Source organism: Haliscomenobacter sp. (assembly GCF_041740695.1).
GTDB lineage: Bacteria > Bacteroidota > Bacteroidia > Chitinophagales > Saprospiraceae > Haliscomenobacter.
This window is the reverse complement of the sequence record NZ_JBGSLK010000093.1, coordinates 85136-104999: the sequence shown is the minus strand read 5'-3', so window position 1 is coordinate 104999 and position 19864 is coordinate 85136. Positions and strand designations below refer to the sequence as shown.

At 47.0% G+C, this 19864-nt stretch carries 12 protein-coding genes; 5 read left to right on the top strand and 7 right to left on the bottom strand.

Annotated features, from left to right (window positions below):
• Positions 1-53 precede the first annotated feature (53 nt).
• Genes ACEW9O_RS18795 through ACEW9O_RS18785 form a run of 3 tightly spaced genes read left to right on the top strand, consistent with a single transcriptional unit; the run spans position 54 to position 2896 of the window.
• Complete coding sequence (locus tag ACEW9O_RS18795) at positions 54-254, top strand: DUF308 domain-containing protein (protein WP_373551730.1); 201 nt, start codon at positions 54-56, stop codon at positions 252-254.
• Positions 255-281: 27 nt separating this feature from the next.
• Positions 282-1244, top strand: a complete 963-nt coding sequence (locus ACEW9O_RS18790; protein ID WP_373551729.1) for a PstS family phosphate ABC transporter substrate-binding protein — start codon at positions 282-284, stop codon at positions 1242-1244.
• A gap of 35 nt (positions 1245-1279) precedes the next feature.
• Positions 1280-2896 carry a tetratricopeptide repeat protein gene (locus tag ACEW9O_RS18785; RefSeq protein ID WP_373551728.1) on the top strand — a complete coding sequence of 539 codons (1617 nt, stop codon included), beginning with the start codon at positions 1280-1282 and terminating at the stop codon, positions 2894-2896.
• Positions 2897-2982: 86 nt separating this feature from the next.
• On the opposite strand, the gene ACEW9O_RS18780 is transcribed toward ACEW9O_RS18785, so the two are convergent.
• The 3 genes from ACEW9O_RS18780 to ACEW9O_RS18770 all read right to left on the bottom strand — a co-directional run bounded on the left by ACEW9O_RS18780 (position 2983) and on the right by ACEW9O_RS18770 (position 10225).
• Entirely contained in the window at positions 2983-5010 is a 2028-nt protein-coding gene (locus ACEW9O_RS18780; protein WP_373551727.1) for a transketolase family protein, read from the bottom strand.
• Positions 5011-5117: 107 nt separating this feature from the next.
• Complete coding sequence (locus tag ACEW9O_RS18775; RefSeq protein WP_373551726.1) at positions 5118-6647, bottom strand: FG-GAP repeat domain-containing protein; 1530 nt, start codon at positions 6645-6647, stop codon at positions 5118-5120.
• 23 nt (positions 6648-6670) lie between these two features.
• Positions 6671-10225 (bottom strand): VCBS repeat-containing protein, encoded by a 3555-nt coding sequence (locus tag ACEW9O_RS18770; protein ID WP_373551725.1) that lies wholly within the window; start codon positions 10223-10225, stop codon positions 6671-6673.
• 534 nt (positions 10226-10759) lie between these two features.
• Here ACEW9O_RS18770 and ACEW9O_RS18765 point away from each other — a divergent pair.
• The gene (locus ACEW9O_RS18765) at positions 10760-13993 is read left to right on the top strand and encodes a SusC/RagA family TonB-linked outer membrane protein (RefSeq protein ID WP_373551724.1); all 3234 of its coding nucleotides are present in this window, start codon (positions 10760-10762) and stop codon (positions 13991-13993) included.
• A 45-nt stretch (positions 13994-14038) separates the two neighbouring features.
• A complete protein-coding gene (locus tag ACEW9O_RS18760) occupies positions 14039-15778 on the top strand; it encodes a RagB/SusD family nutrient uptake outer membrane protein (protein ID WP_373551723.1) in 1740 nt (579 codons plus the stop codon).
• 369 nt (positions 15779-16147) lie between these two features.
• On the opposite strand, the gene ACEW9O_RS18755 is transcribed toward ACEW9O_RS18760, so the two are convergent.
• From ACEW9O_RS18755 to prfB, 4 genes are all read right to left on the bottom strand, one after another.
• Positions 16148-17494, bottom strand: coding sequence for a deoxyribodipyrimidine photo-lyase (locus ACEW9O_RS18755; protein WP_373551722.1), 1347 nt, complete (start codon positions 17492-17494; stop codon positions 16148-16150).
• 78 nt (positions 17495-17572) lie between these two features.
• Entirely contained in the window at positions 17573-18037 is a 465-nt protein-coding gene (locus ACEW9O_RS18750; RefSeq protein WP_373551721.1) for a sporulation protein, read from the bottom strand.
• A 116-nt stretch (positions 18038-18153) separates the two neighbouring features.
• Complete coding sequence (locus ACEW9O_RS18745) at positions 18154-18624, bottom strand: hypothetical protein (RefSeq protein ID WP_373551720.1); 471 nt, start codon at positions 18622-18624, stop codon at positions 18154-18156.
• Between the two features lie 144 nt (positions 18625-18768).
• Positions 18769-19849 (bottom strand): peptide chain release factor 2 gene (gene prfB / locus ACEW9O_RS18740; RefSeq protein ID WP_373551719.1). Its coding sequence is split into 2 segments (ribosomal slippage): positions 18769-19788 and positions 19790-19849, totalling 1080 coding nucleotides; the frame shifts between segments, so codons are not numbered across the junction.
• Positions 19850-19864 lie beyond the last annotated feature (15 nt).

Here is a 19864-nt window from a genome sequence, read left to right as displayed (position 1 = left end):
AACTCTTCAACTCTAACTTTTCAACCCTTCAACTTTTCAACCCTTCAACTAAAATGAATCTCCTTCGTATTGCTTTTTTATCATTGTTTGGACTAGCCTATATTCTCGCCGGCGTGTTTGTCCTCAAAATAAAACCTATTAGTCCTATTGCTGTGAACACCCTACTTGGGGTTCTCTTCCTGGCGTATGGCGTTTTTCGCATTGCAAGGCAATTTTTTGCATCCAAACAATCAGAGGAAAAAGATGATGATTGATTTTTCAGCCTTTAAATCATGGTCATCGTGAAATCATTACCTATGCGTTGGTTCGTTATTGTTATACTTGCTTTATTTGTTTCTACGGGATGTAGCAACAAGGACAGTACGCCAGAGGATGGTGCCACTTTTGGTAAACTCCGCATGCTGGCCGACGAAACCCTCTATCCCCTGGTTATTGCCGAAGAAGACATGTTTGAGCATACCTACAACCGTGCTTCTCTCGACATAAAATACCTGCCTGGAATCCAGGCCATGAACGAATTCCTCAAAGACACTGCGCGCACTGTGATCAGTGCCCGACCGCTGAGCCCTGAAGAGATAGCTTATTTGAAAAAAGTCGATTCTAGACCTATTACCACCCAAATTGCTACCGATGCGGTAGCTTTTATGGTGAACCTCAATAACCCGGATACGGCACTAACGTGTGAAAGTATTCTTAAAGTCCTGAAAGGGGACGTTACATCCTGGGATCAATTGAGTCTCAATAATAAGAGTGGGAAAATCACCTTGGTGTTTGACAATCAAAATTCCAGTACGGTTCAATTCGTTATGGATATGATCAAACTCAAAAAACTACCCGCTAACGCCTATGCCCTAAAAGATAATCCTTCTGTAGTAGAATACGTAGCACAACATCCCGGAGCATTGGGAATCATTGGCTACAGTTGGATCAGCGATTACGACGATCCATTGGGTAAAAAACTACGGTCGGAGGCGAAGTTGATGGCTGTATCCGTTTGTGAAGGAGAAAATGCCACTAAGCCCTACAAACCTTACGCTGCGAACATGATTGACAAATTGTATCCCTTTCGTCGGGACATTTTCATCATCACGCGGGAAGGTCGTTCAGGTTTAGGCACAGGTTTTGCATCATTCATAGCGAGTGACGTGGGACAACGCATCATTCAAAAGGCGGGTGTTCCTCCTTACTACAAACTGGAGTACAACATCCAACTGACTTCGGAACCTTTTAAACTTGAAAAATAGACAAGTAAGTGCTAACCATTCAAAATTCATCGGCAATGAAGAAACTTGTGTTGTGGTCTGTATTCATTTTGGTTTCGCAAGGAGCATTTGCGCAAACCGTAGCGGAAATCCAAAAGATGATGTCTGATGAAAACATCTCCGGTGCCCGCAAAATGGCCAGAGAATTGATCAAAAATGAGCCAACCAATGGTGATGGCTACTACTATCTGGGCGAAACCTTTTACTACGATGAAGCACTGGACTCCGCTGCTTTTTGGTACAGTAAAGGTTTAGCTTTAGCACCAGACGCTCCAGCACCCCACATCGGTGTTGGTAAAATCGCCTTGGACAAAGGCCTGGGCCAGGATGCTGAAAAATCCTTTGGTCGTGCTTTGCGCGTTGTCAAGAAAAAACCTGCCGAAGCTTACGCGCTAATCGGTAGTGCCTATTTGACCAGTCAAAAACCAAACATCAATAAAGCGTTGGAAAATTTCACTTTGGCTCGTGACAACGATACCAAAAATCCACGTTATTTCATGTTGTTGGGTGATGCTCAGGTTGCTGCTGATAAAATTGGCGAAGCACAAACCAACTATACTTTTGCATCGGAAAAGGACAAGCAGAATCCAGAAATCCTGATGAAAATCGCGCGTACCTACTTAAAAAGCGGGATTCCGGATGTAGCGCAGAAGAACCTGGAAGAAATCGTTGCGAAATTCCCCAGTTATCCACCTGCCTACAAGGATTTGTATGAGATCTACTTCAACAATGGATTGTATACCAAAGGTACCCCACTGTTGTCCAAGTATGTAGAATTGGTGGGCACGGATATTGACGCACGAGCCCGTTTGGTGCGTTTCTTGACTGTATTGGCAAAAGACTACGATCGGGCCATTCCTGAGGCAAAAATGGTAATGCAACAAGACCAGGCTCGTGGTGAAATGTACCGCTATTTGGCTTGGGCGCATTACGAAAAAGGCAGTTTCCAGGAGTCTTTTGATGCTTCAAAAATGTTCTTTGAAAAAGAAGTGAACCGTAAGAAGTATGCTTCTGACTACGAGTACTACGCCAAGGCAGCGGCCAAATTGGGCGAAAAAGATGTTGCCGCCATGAACTACATGAAAGTAGTAGAGATGGATAGTGCCCGTACCGAGGTTTACGATATGGTCGGTAGAATGTACTACGATGGTAAGGACTATGATAAGGCATTGGAGTACTACAATCAAAAGATTCAGAAAGTAGCACCAACCAATCAAGATTACTTCTTCATTGGCAACAGCCACATGGTAATGAAGAACTACGCATTGGCTGACTCTGCTTACCGCAAGGTGAACGAGATGAACCCAACTTATGCTGCTGGTTGGTATACGCGTGCGCGGATCAATACTGCCTTGGATACTGCTGACAAAAAATCAATGGCCAAGCCATTCTACGAAAAATTCCTTGAGTTGACCGAACCTACCCTCGATAAAGCAGACCAGCGGACCAAAACAAACGTCATTGCTGCTTATGCTTACTTGGGTGAGTACTACGTGAACCACATCGAAACGCCGGACCTAACCAAGGCCCTCGAATACTTCAAAAAGATGGAAGTCCTGGATCCTGTGAATGAGGACATCAAGACGACCATTAAAAATATTGAAGCGGCAATTGCTGGAGGAGGTAAGCGGTAAAACCTAAGCAAAAGAACGCATAAAACAAGAAGAGGCTTCTCCGCATGATCGTGGAGAAGCCTCTTTTTTATTCTGGTAAGTTGTAATTACAACATTTCTACTACCTGTTGGAAGACGTTATCTGGAGTAAAGCCAAATTTTTCATCCAACACCTTGTAAGGCGCCGAATACCCAAAATGGTTCAAACCCCAAACCTTGCCGCGGCTTCCGACCAAGCCACGCATGGTAACGGGTAGTCCAGCAGTAAGACCAAAAGTAGGCACATTTGATGGCAATACTGTTTCTTGATAATCTACCGATTGGGTACGGAATAAGCCTTCGGACGGCGCGGACACAATCCGTATCTTCAAACCTTTCTCTTCGCTCAATTTTTTAGCCCCGGCAACCAAAGTAGCTACTTCGGAGCCATTGGCAACTAAAATCACATCCGGTGTACCCACACAATTTTGCACGATGTACGCACCCCGTTCAGCCTGACTAGCCTCCGCGAATCGGCTGGATGCTGCGGGCAAATCGTTGATGTTTTGACGAGACAGGATCAAGCCGGAAGGTGAATGCTGATTTTCCAAGGCCAATTTCCAGCAAATGGTGGTTTCGTGGCTATCGGCTGGGCGCAGCGCCAAAATGCCATTTTTGCCCGAGTGGTTCTTCAACTGCTCCAACAAACGCAACTGCGCTTCCTGCTCGACTGGCTGGTGCGTAGGGCCATCCTCCCCTACCCGGAAAGCATCGTGGGTCCATACAAAAATCACCTGCTTTTCCATCAAGGCTGCTACCCGTATGGCGGGCTTCATGTAATCGGAAAAGGCAAAAAATGTAGCACATACCGGAATTACTCCACCGTGAAGTGACATCCCAATCGACAAAGCGGACATGGTCAACTCAGCCACCCCCGCTTGCAGGAAGGAGCCCGAAAAATCACCTTTGGTGAAGGCATGGGTCTTTTTCAAAAAACTATCCGTTTTGTCCGAATTGCTCAAGTCGGCTGAAGCCACAATGAGGTTTTCTACTTTTCCAGCCAGGTAAGCCAATACATTGCCGGAAGCATTGCGGGTGGCATCGTTTTCTTTTTGGACAATTTCACCCCAGTTGATTTCGGGCAGTTTGCCACTCAACCACGTAGAAAATTTAGCTGCTTGTACCGGGTTGGCTTGTTCCCAGCTCGCAAAATTGGCTTTGCGCGCTGCGGCAGCCTTGCGTTTTTGGTCCAAAATACCCGCATAGTATTCTACTACATCGGGGAAAATCTGGAAAGGATTGCTGGGGTCGCCGCCCAAACCTTCGATGGTTTTGGTATAAGAAGCTTTGGATTGCCCCAGTGGTTTACCATGCAATTCCACTTCGCCTTCAAAAGCCGAACCATCTTCTTTTTTTACCCCTTTGCCCATGATGGTTTTGCCGATGATCAAGGAAGGGCGATCGGTTTCGGCAAGGGCTGCTTTGATGGCAGCTCGAATCGCATCGTGGTCATTGCCAACTACAGTTTGTACATGCCAATGCCAGGCTTCGTATTTTTTAGCGGTATCTTCATTGGTCACCGCATCAACCTCCGTAGAAAGCTGAATGTCGTTGGCGTCGTAAAACATCACAATATTGCCCAGGCCCAAAAAACCGGCAATCCGGCCAGCACCTTGCGAAATTTCCTCTTGCACCCCGCCGTCGGAGATGTAGATGTAAGTTTTGTGCGCAACTTCTTCGCCAAAACGTTGAGCCAAAAAGCGCTCGGCAATAGCCGCGCCAATGCCAAAAGTGTGGCCTAAGCCCAGCGGACCGGAAGTGTTTTCAATACCCCGTTCAACGTCGACTTCGGGGTGTCCTGGAGTTGGGCTGCCCCATTGGCGAAAATTGCTGATTTCTTCCAAGGTATAATTGCCCAATAAGGCTTGTTGCCCGTACAACATGGCTGACATGTGGCCTGGGTCGAGAAAAAATCGGTCGCGCAGCGGCCAATGCATGTCACTTGGATCGTATTCCAAAAACTCGGAATAAAGCACATGGGTAAAATCAGCACCACCCATGGGGCCACCAGGGTGACCAGATTGTGCTTTTTCTACCATCGCCGCCGACAGGATACGAATGTTGTCGGCAGCCCGCAGGGAAAGGTTATTTGCCATAACTTAAATTGATAGCAGTTTGTGTGTTAATTGTTTGTTTATTAAAAAGAATGGGCCAAAGATAAGGAACGTGTTGGGAAAAAACAGGAAAAGCTGCGCGATTTTGGTTACTTGAGCTGGTTTCTGAAGAGTAAGACGCCGATCCCTTGTTGATTCCAGGTTTGGCGCAGTGGTTTGGGCACCGTATTATTGATGCTGCAAGCCCCCAGCAGAATGTCGCAGTCGCCATCTTGGTCCACATCTCCTTTGTCCATCAGCAACCAATTAGCGGCATCAGCCATGGGGAAAGAGTGGGCACTAAAATTCAGGTTTCCCTTATTTTTGTACAACACAAAACCAGCCAAAGGCTTTTGTGTATAGTCGGGAAAATAAGCGGTACAAGCCAAATCAGGTTTGCCATCCTGATCAAAGTCCTCAACCAATACTTTACCTGCTCCATGAAGCGGCAAAAATTTCTTTTCTACAAAATATTGGTTCCCCTGGTTCAGCAAAATGCGAATACCGTGGTATTTTTTCAAGGCATAACTGTAATCATAATTGTCTCCCGCCGAATGGATGAGGTCTAGTTTTCCATCCTGATTGATGTCTTTGATGTCCAAATAACTAGATCCATAAATGGGTGAAAAACGGGCAAGTAGCCGTGGATCGAATACCCCTTTTCCCAGGTTTTTAAACCAAATAATCTTTTCATCTCCCTGGCTGAGCAGTGCCACAATATCCTGTTTGCCATCCTGGTCTAAATCAACCACATGGGCAATCCGAGCACCCGGTCCATTAAAAAGTTGGTAGACTTTACTTTTCCCATCAGCTGTTCTTTCGTGCCAACTCAAACCTCCCGTATAATGCCCAAATTCACTGATTGCAAAGGCTTCTTCGCCATTCTTACTTTGATCAAACGGAGCAAACTGTACAGGGCGATTCAGTGAATTTACTATACTTCGCATGACTTCCCAACGCCCTGCTTTTTTCCCAATTTCGAGTAAAGCCCCGGAGTAAGCATCATTGGGATCCATTTTCCCCATCAGCAACAATTGGAGCTGGCCATTTTGAGCGGTGTGGACATCGCTGGCAGCGGATGGCGTGAACAAAGAATCCTGAAGCACCTGCTTAGGACCTTTAAACAAATACACTTTCCCTTCCCGCTGCCCAGCAACCAAGGTTTTTTGCTCAGGCAAGTATTTTAACAAGGAAAAATTGGGTCTTTCCCCCGGGGATTGCCATATGATCTGCGGCTTAAACAGTTGAGTATCGACTGAGATCGGCAAAGCGCCCTGCTGAGCGGGTATGTTTTCAGGAGCATTTTTGAGGTAATAGGCCACTATCTTGCCCCAATCTTTTTTACTGATCATCGGCTTTAGCGGTAAGCCGCCTTTTTCAAGAATGGTTTGGTATTCTTCTTGGTTTAGCTCATTGAAATCTGGATCAGCTATCCCCATTCGGATCGCCATTTGTGGCAAAACACCTTTTTCCCAGCCTTTTTTGTCCAGTAAATTCGGTTTGGGGAAAATATGACAGGCACCACAGTACAGTTCTGCCAGTTTTTGGTCCTGTTCTTTTTGATCACAGGCCGTATTTGTCCAAACCAACAAAAGAAAACCAACAAATACTACAATTGAAAAGGTATTGAGCTTAGTCAACGCTTTTAGATTTAACTGTTGAATTAAAATTTGACTACCCGCTTTTTTCCCCTAAAATCAGTATAGGTTATTTCCTTTGCGATTTTAGGGATGGCAATTTTCCGAGCAGATTGAGATAAAAACCCGGCGCCGTGGTACAACTCATAAAACAAAATTTTTCCGCCATTGAGTTTTACCTCAGCCTGCGCATCGTTCTGGGTATAGTTCAACAATTTTGTACCTGATGCAAAAGAAGTAAACACTTGTAATGGGCCACGGTTTTGACCAGTTACCAGGTACAACTCACCTTTGGCGTTGCTCAACTGCACCAAACTTTTAGCATCTCCAGGCACATAAAACCCAGATTGTTGCAAGGAACATTTACTAAATCCACCTTTGCCATCACCCAATAATAACAATCCGTTCAAGGCATCACAATGTCCGGTAGTTACTTCCATGCCATAATCGTTGCCCACACAAAGTGCGTCCAAATGACCATCAGCATTCCAATCTCCAGTCATCATGCCATAAATCGGGGCCAATTGAGCCGCGTCAGGTAGGGCTTCCACTACAAATTTACCTTTACCCATATTGCGGATAAAGCTACTTTGCAGGTTGGTAGCGGTTAGGTGCAAGGGTTTGATGGTCGGAAAGTTGCTCAAATATTGGGTCATGTTGATTTTGGCAAACTCAGCGTGCATGAGGTAGCTTCGCTTGCTCAAAATCAACTGCTTGTCCATGTCCAATCGGTTGTGGTAGGGGAATTCTTCCAGTGCCCCTTTTTGATTGGAAAAAAAAGCGGAAGGAATTACATCATACCCTTGGTTGCCATCGAAGTCGGCAGCATACACTCCTAGCGGCTGCTTGGGAGAGGCTTTGAACAAGGTATTCAACCCCAGATTACCAGCTAGGTAATCGATGTCGCCATCCGCATCAAAATCAGCACCGACCAAACTATTCCACCAACCTGGGAAATTTTCCAGACCACTACCCTTGGTCGCATTGCTCAATTTGCCCTGTTTGTTTTTAAACAAAGTAAGCGGCATCCACTCGCCAGCCAACATCAGATCCACCCAACCATCTTGGTCATAATCCGTCCACAAGGCATCACAAACCAGGCCTAAGTCATTCAATTCAGGAGCGATTTGATCGTTCGCCAGTACAAATTTGGGCTTGCCCGCTTTACTTTCATTGCGCAGCAAGTAGCTGCTCACAGGCTTGGGGTATTCTTTGTGTCGGGTACGCCCACCGATAAATAGGTCCAAGTCGCCGTCCCGATCATAATCGGCAGCTCTGACGCAGGAGCCACTTTTGAGGAAGGCAGGCAAGGCACCTTTTGCTGGACTAAATTGACCATTGTTATTAAGGTATAAAATATCCTGATAGGAAGGTTCATCTGCAGGAAACTCTACCCCACCGCGTACGGAGTACAAATCTTGATCACCGTCCCCGTCCGCGTCAAAAAACAACACGCCCAAGTCTTCGCCCCGTTTGTCACGACCATCCGGCCCTTCCATTAAGTCGCGCTCCTGAAAGGTGCCATCTGTTTTTTGGATAAAGAAGCGCCCTTTGCGGAAGTGCCCAGCCGATACGAAGAAATCATCGAGTTGATCGCCATTGACGTCGGCTACTGCCAGACCGGGGCCGTATTGGGATAGTTTATGCGGCAAAAGGGGTTGCAGGTTAAAATCAATAAAATCCGTTTCGGTGTGCATGTAGTTCACTCCGGTCGCAGCCGTTACGTTGTTGAACCAGGGTTGGATCGGTGGCGGAGGCGGTGATTGATTCACTTTGGCATCCCGATACTTGATGTCCAGTACCTGATTGGCTTTGACTTGGGTCAGTACTTGTTGCTTTTGATTGGGCCAGGTAATGATTACTTTATCCACTACCTCATTTTTGCCCAGTCCAAAATGGGCCAAAGCTTGCATAGAAGAAAGGTAACCCCGGTAAATGCTGTGTTCCCAAACCTGTTTTTGCTTGTCGCCGTATTGGATTTCAATCCAGGTGCCCAGTCCCATGGGGTTCAGGGAATCGCCGTGTAATTGTATGGATAACCACCCGTTGGGGCGGGCGGCATTATTCCGAAAAATCGACGCCGGATCATTAATGTTATTCACCACATAATCCAAATCACCATCATTGTCCAAATCTCCATACGCGGCTCCATTGGAAAAGGAGGTTTCCGTAATCCCCCATTTTTCACCCATGTTTTCAAAAGTCAAATCCCCGCGATTGCGGAAGGCGTAGTTTTTGAGCTTTACGGAGGGAATATTGTCGTTCAAAAAACCAGGTGAGGCATAGGTATTGGCATTGGAGTTGTATTCGCCAAAATCCAGGTCGGTTACGTCTTTCGGGAAACCATTGGTAACGATCAAATCGCGATAGCCGTCCTGATCAAAATCAGCGGCAAGGGGTGTCCAGCTCCAATCCGTTGAACTGATTCCGGAGAACATGGCTATTTCACTGAACACGGGTGTGTTGGTTCCCGGAGCATTTCCTTGGTTAAGTTGTAAGGTATTGCGCACATATTGGTGCACATATTTGAACTCTTCGAAATTCTGGAAGGTGTTGTAATTGTTGGCTGGCAACATGGTTTTGCGCCGGTAGTTATCCTCTGGCATCATGTCGACAGCGAGAATATCGACCAACCCATCGTTGTTAAGGTCAACCACTTCATTGCCCATGGCGGAGTAAGAGGTATGTTTAAGGTATTCTCCCAATCGATCCGTGAAGGTACCGTCCTGGTTGTTGATGTAGAGGTGATCGTTGGTGAGGTAATCATTGCTCACATAGATGTCTTTCCAGCCGTCGCGGTTGAGGTCGGTGATGTTGATGGCTAGGCCAAAGCCTTCACCTTTGATGCCTGCAGCTAGAGACACATCGGTGAACACTGCATGTTCGCGCACTGGATCCCAATCGTTGCGGTACAATTTATCGTGGTTGAAGGAGATGGAATCAGCGTTTCTGGTATGGAATGAATTGGCCGACAAGTTATTGTTTCCTTTTTTGCGCTGGTGATTGACTGCTAGGTAGAGATCCTGATCGCCATCATTGTCGTAATCCAAAAAAGCGCAGGCCGTCGTGTAAGCAGTATCGGCAATGCCATATTCTGCGGCCATTTCTTTAAAGGTGGGAAGACCGTTTGTGTCATTGCCCTGGTTAACGTAAAATAAATTGGCCCGACGTGCGCCCGGGGTGTAAGTCATACAGGCCACGTAAATATCCATGCGGCCATCGTAATTGAGGTCGGTGATGGCTACGCCGGATTTCCAACGCTCCTTCCCTCCTACCCCCGCCTGGGCGGTAATGTCTTCAAACTTCCAGTCTCCTTTGTTCAAGTAGAGTTTGTTTTCAACCTGGTTGCCCGAAAAAAACAAGTCCTGCAAACCATCCTGGTTAAAATCCGCGATGGCGACCCCACCACCGTTATAAATGTACTCGTAAGTCAGGATGTTGAAGGAATCATTGTCGGAGATGGTATTGGTGAAGGTCACCCCGGTTTTTTGAGGTGATAGTTGTTCAAAAAGGGTTGCTTTGTTGTTGTTGCAGCCCCAGATTAAAAGGAATAGAATAAGAAGTATGCCTGAAAATTTCATTGCCTGTTAGTTTATTGTAAGGCATTGCGCGCAAAATTTCACCTGAGCTTAAGAACCCCCGACCCCTAAAGGGGAGTACATTCTAGGTAAGTTAAAATCAATATTAAGCCAACGTAAAATGTACTCCCCTTTAGGGGTCGGGGGTTCTTAAGCCTAAGCAAGGTCTTGTGTGTAATACCAAAATTGGGAATTACCCATTTTTACCGCCGTAAGATAAATGGCTTTTACTTTATTCTGAGTCCACTCTAAAAAAATATCGATTATTCTGAAAAGACTTTTTTTTACATTTTTTCCGATCTCCAAGCCGCGATGGATTGTACTAAAACGTTGATCTGATAGGGTTTTGGAGATTCCATCAAGTTTTTGGAAAAACGGTGTTTTGTTGCACTTTAAATAAATATTTTTAACAAATCACCAAATTTTATACCAAAATACTATTTTTGATGGATAATTCTGAAATTAACGCTTAGTAACACTGGGGTAATCTGGTTTGAATTACATTCTTATTTAACCAATCTTAAATTCTGCTAGTTCATGAAAAACAGCTATTCAGCTCTACTTCAGAGGCTTGTCGTGTTTTTGCTACTGTGCTTGCCGGCCGTCGCAGCAATCGGACAACGGACGATCAGTGGTAAAATCACTGACGCCAATCGCGAAAGCCTACCTGGAGTTAACGTTCTGCTAAAAGGTACTGCCGCTGGTGCAGTTACTGATTTAGACGGATCCTTCTCTATGGAGGTCCCAAGCACCGGAGGTGCACTTGTGGTCAGCTACATCGGCTACCGTACCATTGAAATCGCATTGGATGCTCAGAGCAACTATGCAATCACATTGCAAGAAGATGTATCTACACTTAAAGAATTGATTGTAACGGGTTATACCGTGGATAGCCGCCGGGAAGCTACCGGAGCAGTATCCACAGTAAAAGCCAAAGACCTGGTTTTGGTTCCTTCTGGTAACGTAGAGCAGCAGTTGGCTGGTCGCGTATCTGGGGTAACTGTAGTGACCAACGGTCAGCCAGGTACAGCCAGTCAAATCCGCGTACGGGGCTTCGGTTCCTTCGGCGGCAACGAGCCGTTGTACATCGTGGATGGGGTTCCAGTTGGTTCTACCGACTTCCTCAACCCTGGCGACATCGAGTCTACCACCGTATTGAAAGACGCTGCGGCGGCTTCAATCTATGGTGCTCGTGCAGCGAGTGGGGTAATCGTTTACACCACCAAGAAAGGCTCAAAAAGCGCACGCAAATTGAGTGTAACTTATGATGGTCTGTACGGTTTCACCGATCCAGGCAAAGGACTGGCAATGATGAACCCTACCGATTTTGCTGAATGGACTGCAAAAGGGTATACCAACTCTGGTATCAAGTTTGCTCACCCTCAGTTTGGTACAATTGGTTTGGGCGGTAGCGCTCCGGTTGTTCCTGACTACCTCAGCGTTGGTGGCAATGCCGGGGTGATTGGTAGCGTAAACCTGGAAGCCGAGAAGGCCAAGTACAACGTTGACCCAACTCGTGGTGGTATTTATCAGGTTACAAAAGCCAATAAAGCAGGTACCGACTGGTACGATGCGGTTACGCGTACTGCACCGATCACTCGCCATTCTTTGGGTTTCTCCGGTGGTGGTGAAAACAGCCGCTTCTACTTTGGTTTGAGCACCCAAGATCAATCGGGTATCATGCTTTACAACGAATTCAAACGTCACGCTTTCCGTGCCAACTCTGAGTTCAACCTGACCAACAAATTGCGCATTGGTGAAAACCTGCAATTTACTTACCGTCAGATCTTGGGTCAACAAGGAGATAACGGTGGTTTGGGCGTTGGTGACGACGAAAACGACGTACTGCAAGCCTTCCGGATGCCAACTATCATTCCTGTGTATGATGAGTTTGGTGGTTATGCTGGTACTGCGTCCAAAGGTTTCAACAACCCACGTAACCCAGTTGCCAACCGCGACCGTGGCCGCGACAACCGCGGCTTCAACACCAGCTTCTTTGGCAACATTTATGCCGAGTACGACCTGATCCCAGGTTTGGTGTTGCGCACGAGCTTAGGTGGTAACTACGGAAGTTTCTACAACGTTGGCTATTTTGGTATCCAATACGAGAACTCTGAAAACAACTCTGCCTTTTCCTATAACGAAGGGGGCGGTTTCAACTTTGGATGGGTAGTTACCAATACGGCCAACTATAAGAAAAAGTTTGGGATCCACGGCATCGACATCTTGGTTGGTCAGGAAGCCCTGAATACCGGTCGTTTCCGGAGCATCAACGGTAGTGGTCTGAACCCATTCTCCAATGACCCAGACTTCATTACCCTGCCTAACACAACGACCAACCCTCCAGGTAGCAACTACGGCAAAGGGGTGAACTTTGCTTCTTACTTCGGTCGCGTTGCCTACAATTTCAACGACAAGTACATCCTGACTGGTCTGGTGCGTCGCGACGGTTCTTCTCGTTTTGGTGAAAACAGCCGTTACGGGGTGTTCCCAGCCTTCTCTGCGGCTTGGCGGATTTCTTCCGAAAAGTTCATGGAAAACCTGAAATGGATCGACGATTTGAAAATCCGCGGTGGTTACGGGATCATGGGTAACTCCAATAACGTAGATCCTAACAACCAGTTCAGTTTGTACGGCGGTAGCATCGGTGCGTCTTCTTACGACATCAATGGTACCAACTCCAGTGCAGTTGGTGGTTTCTACCGGACGCGTATCGGTAACCCTGATGCCAAGTGGGAAACTTCGGTTACCCAGAACATCGGTTTCGATGGTACCTTCTTCAATGGCAAATTGGACGTGATTTTGGACATTTGGAACAAGAAAACCCGTGATTTGTTGTTGCAAGTACCTATTGCTGCTACCAACGGTGTTGACGCATCTCCTCCTGCCGTTAACATTGCTGAAATGTTGAACGCTGGGGTTGACATCCAGGTGATTACTCGTGGTAACCTGGTAGGCGACTTGAAGTACGAACTGAACGTGACAGCAGGTATTTTGAAGAACGAAATTTCTTCCCTGGCGCCAGGTTTGACTTACCTGACTACTGTTAACCCTGGTTACCGTGGTCTTACGCCAATCCGCAACCAGTTGGGTCAGTCTATTTCTGCCTTCTTTGGTTACGAAGTAACTGGTTTGTTCCAGACTGCTGAAGAAGTTGCTTCTGCACCAGCACAGGACGGTAAAGGCATTGGCCGTTTCCGTTACGCTGACCTGAATGGCGACAACAAAATCGACGTTAACGACCGTACTTACCTGGGTAGCCCAGTGCCTAAGTTTTCGGGTGGTATCGGCTTGACCTTGACTTACAAAAGCTTTGACTTCACTGCTTACGCCAACGGTGTATTCGGCAACAAGATTTTCAATGCTTCGAAGTGGTTTACCGATTTCTTCCCCTCCTTCCAGGGAGCAGCAATTGCAGAACGGGTGAAGGATTCCTGGTCTCCAACCAATCGTGGTGCAACCATTCCAATCTTCGAAACGGCTTCGAACTTCAGTACCAACACTCAAGCGAACTCTTTCTATGTTGAAGATGGTGCTTATGTACGTTTGCAGAACCTGGGTATCGGTTATACACTGCCTAGCGCCATGTTGGCTAAGTTGAAAATCACCCGTCTGCGGGTGTTTGCTTCTGCCAATAACTTAATAACCATCACCAAATACGAAGGTTTGGATCCATCAGTAGGTGGCAACGCCGATACTCAATTCGGTATCGACGTAGGTAACTACCCAATTACCAAGAGTTTCAACTTTGGTGTAAACGTTGGTTTCTAAAAACACTTAACTGCTTAAGTTGTTAAGCTAAATAAATGATCTAACATGAAAAATAGATTGCTCATTACTGGTTTTGCCTTGGCCCTGCTGGCTCTGATTGGCTTTGCCTGTAAGGATAGCTTTTTGGAGGTTGCTCCAACCGGTCAGTTGGCAAACGCCCAATTGACCACTTCTAAGGGTATCGAAGCTGCCCTTATTTCTGTGTACTCCCAAGTCAGTGGCCGTGGCCGCCGGATGGTTCACCCCATCAACTGGGTTTGGGGTAGTGTTCGCGGTGGTGATGCCAACAAAGGCACCGACCCCGGTGACTTTTCTGACATCAACCCAATCCAGCGTTTTGAGTACCAATCAACGCAAGGGGTTATCCGCGACAACTTTGTTGGTCTGTATGAAGGCATTGCTCGCGCCAACCTCGTGTTGCGCCTCATCGCTGATGCTCAGCCAGATGTAACTGAAGCGACCAAAACCAGTGTTACTGCACAAGCTCGTTTCTTGCGTGCTCACTTCTACTTCTCGCTGAAGCGCAACTTCAACAACACGCCTTATGTAGACGAATCGTTGGACTATGGCGGTGGTATTGAAAAAGTGCCAAACAACCAGGATTTGTGGCCTAAAATTGAAGCAGACTTCAAATATGCCCTGGACAACCTGCCTGAAACTCAGGGCCAGGTTGGTCGGGTAAACAAGTGGGCGGCTGCAGCTTACCTCGGCAAAACTTACTTGTATCAGAAGAAGTATGCTGAAGCAAAAGCACAGTTCGACGCTTGTATCGCCAGTGGAGTAACCAGCAACGGCAAGAAATATGCGCTGGAAGCCAAGTATGGTGACCTGTACAAAGGTTCTAATGACAACAATGCGGAATCAATCTGGGCCTGGCAGGCTGCTGCCAACACCGGTAGTGTAAACAACGCCAACGCTGAATTTGACTTGAACTATCCATACAACACGGGGCCTAACGGTCCTGGTAACTGCTGTGGATTCTTCCAGCCTAGCTTCGAATTGGTGAACTCCTTCCGTGTAGACGCCAATGGTCTTCCATTGTTGGATGGTAGCTACAATACTGGTGCAAACCAGGTGAAAACGGACATGGGTGTTGGTTCTGGCGATGCCTTTACGCCAGATGCTGGTTCTTTGGATCCACGTCTCGATTGGTCTGTAGGCCGTCGCGGTATTCCATTCCTGGATTGGCAAGATCACCCCGGTGTAGCCTGGATTCGCAACCAGCCCAACGGTGGTCCTTACTCTCCAAAGAAGTATACTTATTACAAGTCTGATGTTGGTTCCTTGCAGGACAACACCTCCTGGACTCCTGGTTATACCGCTCAAAACTTCACCGTCATCCGTTTTGCAGATGTACTACTGATGGCTGCTGAGTGCGAAGTTGAAATTGGTAGCCTGGAAACAGCAAGATCATACACCAACTTGATCCGTGCTCGTGCAGCTAACCCTGCCAGCTGGGTGAAACGTGGCGATGGTTCCAACGCTGCCAACTACGTGATTGGCTTGTACAACACTGCTTGGACAGACAAAGCTGTTGCCCGCACTGCAGTACAGTTCGAACGCAAAATCGAATTGTCTGGTGAAGGCCACCGCTTCTACGACCTCGTACGTTGGGGCACTGCGGCATCTGCCATCAATGCTTACCTGACTTATGAGTCCAAGTTTTTGGCTGGTACTTTGGGTGGTTCTACCTTCTCTGCTGGCAAGCATGAATTGCTGCCAATTCCACAAGATCAGATCGACATCATCGGTGCTGATATCCTGAAGCAGAACCCTGGCTACTAAGCCGGATTGTGTATAAGGGTAGAGAACGATTGATCGTGTCTCTATGAATAAAAGACGCCAATCGGGAGCAATCCTGGTTGGCGTTTTTTACTTAGTAGTGGGGCAAAAATAAGTGCTCATTTTTCTTGAGCCAAAGGATCAGATAAGACCCTTGAAATGAACCGTTTACTTATCTGATCCTTTGGCAAAATGAGCACTTATTTTTTTATCGCCCTTAGGTGAATACTTGGGCGTCTGTGGTTTCTTAGGTGGTGAATAAAGAAGTACATTCGAAAGTGACATTTTTTCACCACCTAAGAAACCATAGACACCTAAGAACCACCTTAGAAATTACACGATGCCGCCTGTACTCCTCGGTATTACTCTTGCTCATTTTTTTAGCGCAATTTTGTACACCTCCAAACAGCGCTCCCGTGCAAATTTGTGGTCGACGATCGGCTTCGGATAAGCCGCACTGCCGTATTCAGGCACCCACTTGCGTACATATTTGTACTCCGGATCAAATTTTTCTTGCTGTGCGGCTGGGCTAAACACCCGAAAATAAGGCGCTGCATCCGTACCTGAGCCAGCAGCCCATTGCCAGCCCCCATTGTTGCTCGCCAAATCGTAGTCGAGGAGTTTTTTGGCAAAATAGGCCTCACCCCAACGCCAGTCAATCAACAAATGTTTGGTCAAAAAACTCGCAGTGATCATGCGCACCCGGTTGTGCATAAAACCCGTGTGGTTCAACTCGCGCATACCCGCATCCACAATGGGATAGCCCGTTTTACCCTCACACCATTTTTCAAACTCTTGCTCATCGTTGCGCCATTCGATGCGGTCGTATTCGGGGCGAAATGATCCCTTGGCTACGTGGGGGAAATTGGCAAGAATTTGGGCGTAAAAATCGCGCCAGATCAACTCATTGAGGAACGTTTCGTTCAGTTCCAGGGCTCGGCGCGCCTTTTCCCGGATGCTAATGGTACCAAAACGAAAATGGATGCCCAGGCGGGAGGTACCGTTTAGATAAGGGAAATCGCGGGTTTTGTCGTATTGTTTGATCAGCCCTCTGCTGACACTGGTTGGAGGAATTTCAACTGCGGAAGGATGGAAACCCATGGCGCTGAGCGCAGGGATAGGTAGGGGTTCTATTTGGTGAAAATTGGCATAGTATTTTTCGCAAGGATAGGGCTTGAGGTAAAAGGAAATGGGTTCCTCCTCTCCTGCCCCATCCGGCATCTCCATCCGGGAATTCAACTTGTTTTTCCACATTCGGCTATAGGGGGTGAATACCGTATAAGGCTTGCCATCGGCCTTGGTCACCTCCAGTTTTTCAAAAATCACCTGATCCTTAAACCCATGAAAGGGAATCTGACGCTCAGCGAGCATTGCCTTGACTTGTTCGTCGCGTTGGATGGCCCTGGGCTCGTAATCGTGGTTGGTGTAGACCTCAGTAATGGCAAATTCCTCCAGGACTTGTGCCCATACCTCGTTGGGTTTGCCATAACGCACCAGGATGCTGCTGCCGAGCGCTTGAAGTTGTTCCTGCAAGTCCAGTATACTTTGATGCAAAAAACTCACCCTGGCATCCTGTGGGTCATCCAGTTCATCCAGGATATCGGTATCAAAAATGAAAAGGGGAAGGACAGGGAATTTACTTTTTAAGGCATGGTACAATCCTGCGTTGTCCTGGAGTCGCAGGTCGCGCCGAAACCAAAATAGGGTAAGTGCTTGCATAAAATAAAGCCTGTTTAACTAGTGCATTAACTCGTAAGTTGATACACTGGTGAAGAAACAGGCTGATCTGGGAATGGTTCATTTGATGATGACCTCTTTCCTGTCGAAAGGATTCAAGGCAGTACCTTTTACTTTGGCCTCGGCTTCGATGCGGTAATCTGATTTTACGGCACTCAATTTTTTGGCCGCTTTAACAAAGGGCGACAACAGGAAATTGGATTTTTCCAGATCATCCATTTCCGAGCGCACCAGTTTGTATTTGAGGGTAAATTCAACATCCACTTCTTCCCCTGCAATTACTTGAATATCTTCCTGCAATTCGAGATTACCCAGTTCGTATTCATCCACTCTCTTTTCTTTACCTCGGCCTCGGGAATATTTTTCGATCAATACCACTTTAACTTTGGTCACTACCTGTGAATGCATGCTGGTAAACCGAATCAGGCCACTCACCATACCGGGTTGAATGGTGGCATCTTCATCCAAAATGAGTTCCAATTTCACGCCTTCAATACCCAGCCACTTTTTTACTGTTCCGATCATTGTCTATAAATTTTACACTACAATTTGCAATTTTTTCATAAGCCAATCTGGGATATTGGATAAAAATGAAGTTTGATGGGATAAAAATCTACATTTCAGTGCCTCAATTTGCAAAATTATATCATACGCTTGTGCCAGCTTTGGCCCAATTTTTTCACAAAACTCTGATCTAAATCCGCCTTAGTCGCCACTAGAGGGTCAAAAACCAAGGTGTTTTCGTTGATTTGTTCGGTAGCGTACAAGCGGGCAAAAGTCTCCCGATCTACTGAATTTACCACTCCATTGGCATCCTGATAAGAAAAAATCATCCGATTGAACAAGTCAACTCCATATTCGGCTTGGAGGCCTTTAAGAAATGCCACTGATTTGTCTATTGAACAGCCACTGGCATCTGCTTGTGATTCGTCGACCATGAGCACGACAAAGCGGTTGTGCAACACATCGGCATCGGCCATCAGTTGACGATTGTGACTCACCCACAGCTGGGCAAAATACTGTAGCTTGGTGCGGATAGCTGACACGTCGGCATCGGCAAAGGGTTTATCACTAGCGTAAATCCATACGCGGGAAGAAGGAGAGAGAGACATATGGTTGAGGAATTGAGAGGATTGAGGGAGGTTGAGAAAGTTGAGGGAGGTTGAGGCTACCGCGAGCGAATTGGACAAGGACTTTGTCAAAATCGCCCGCGGTAGCCTCAACCTTTCTCAACCTCCCTAAACTCTCTCAACCCTTTAGTTTTCGTGGTGCATTAAATACGCTTTCAAAAATTCATCGAGATCGCCATCGAGTACGGCATCCGTTTGGCTGGTTTGGTGCCCGGTGCGGTGATCTTTCACCCGGCGGTCGTCCAAAACGTAACTGCGGATTTGAGAGCCCCACTCGTTTTTCATTTTGCCCGATTCGATCGCCTGTTTTTCAGCTCTTTGCTTTTCAAGTTCTCGTTCGTACAATCTTGATTTGAGCAGCTGGATGGCTTTGTCGCGGTTCATGTGCTGAGAGCGCTCTTGCTGGCATTCGGCCACGATGCCTGAGGGTAAATGGCGCACCCGTACGGCGGATTCGGTTTTGTTGACGTGCTGTCCACCCGCTCCACTTGCCCGGAAAGTATCCCATTCCAGATCGGCTGGATTGATGTCGATTTCGATGGTATCGTCGATCATAGGGTGTACAAATACCGACGAGAATGAGGTCATCCGTTTGCCTTGGGAGTTGTAAGGGCTGACCCGTACCAGACGGTGCACCCCGTTTTCGCCTTTGAGCAAACCGTAGACATATTCGCCCTGGATTTCAATGGAGGCCGATTTGAGGCCGGCTACATCACCATCCTGGCGGTTGAGCTCACTGAATTTAAAGCCCTTGCGCTGTGCCCACATCATGTACATGCGGTACAACATTTCGGCCCAATCACAAGCTTCGGTACCGCCTGCTCCAGCGTTGATTTCGAGTACAACGTTGAGTTCATCCTCGGGCTGATTCAGGGTGTTGTGGAATTCCATGTCCTCCAATACAGCCAGTGCTTCGGCGTACTTTTGATCCACTTCTTCTTCCGTAGCCTCCCCTTCTTTTTGGAATTCGAGGAGTACTTCGGCATCATCTACCTGAGCTTCAGCATTGCGGTATTGTTCTACCCAGTTTTTGTGGGTTTTGAGTTCTTTGAGAATGGTCTCGGCCCGTTTAGGGTCGTTCCAAAAGGTAGGATCGAGCGATAACTGCTCTTTTTCTTCAATTTGAATCAATCGGTTATCGACGTCAAAGATACCTCCCCAAACTCATCAGACGCTCGCGCAAATCGCGGAGTTGTTCTGTCGTCATGATGCTCCTTTTTAA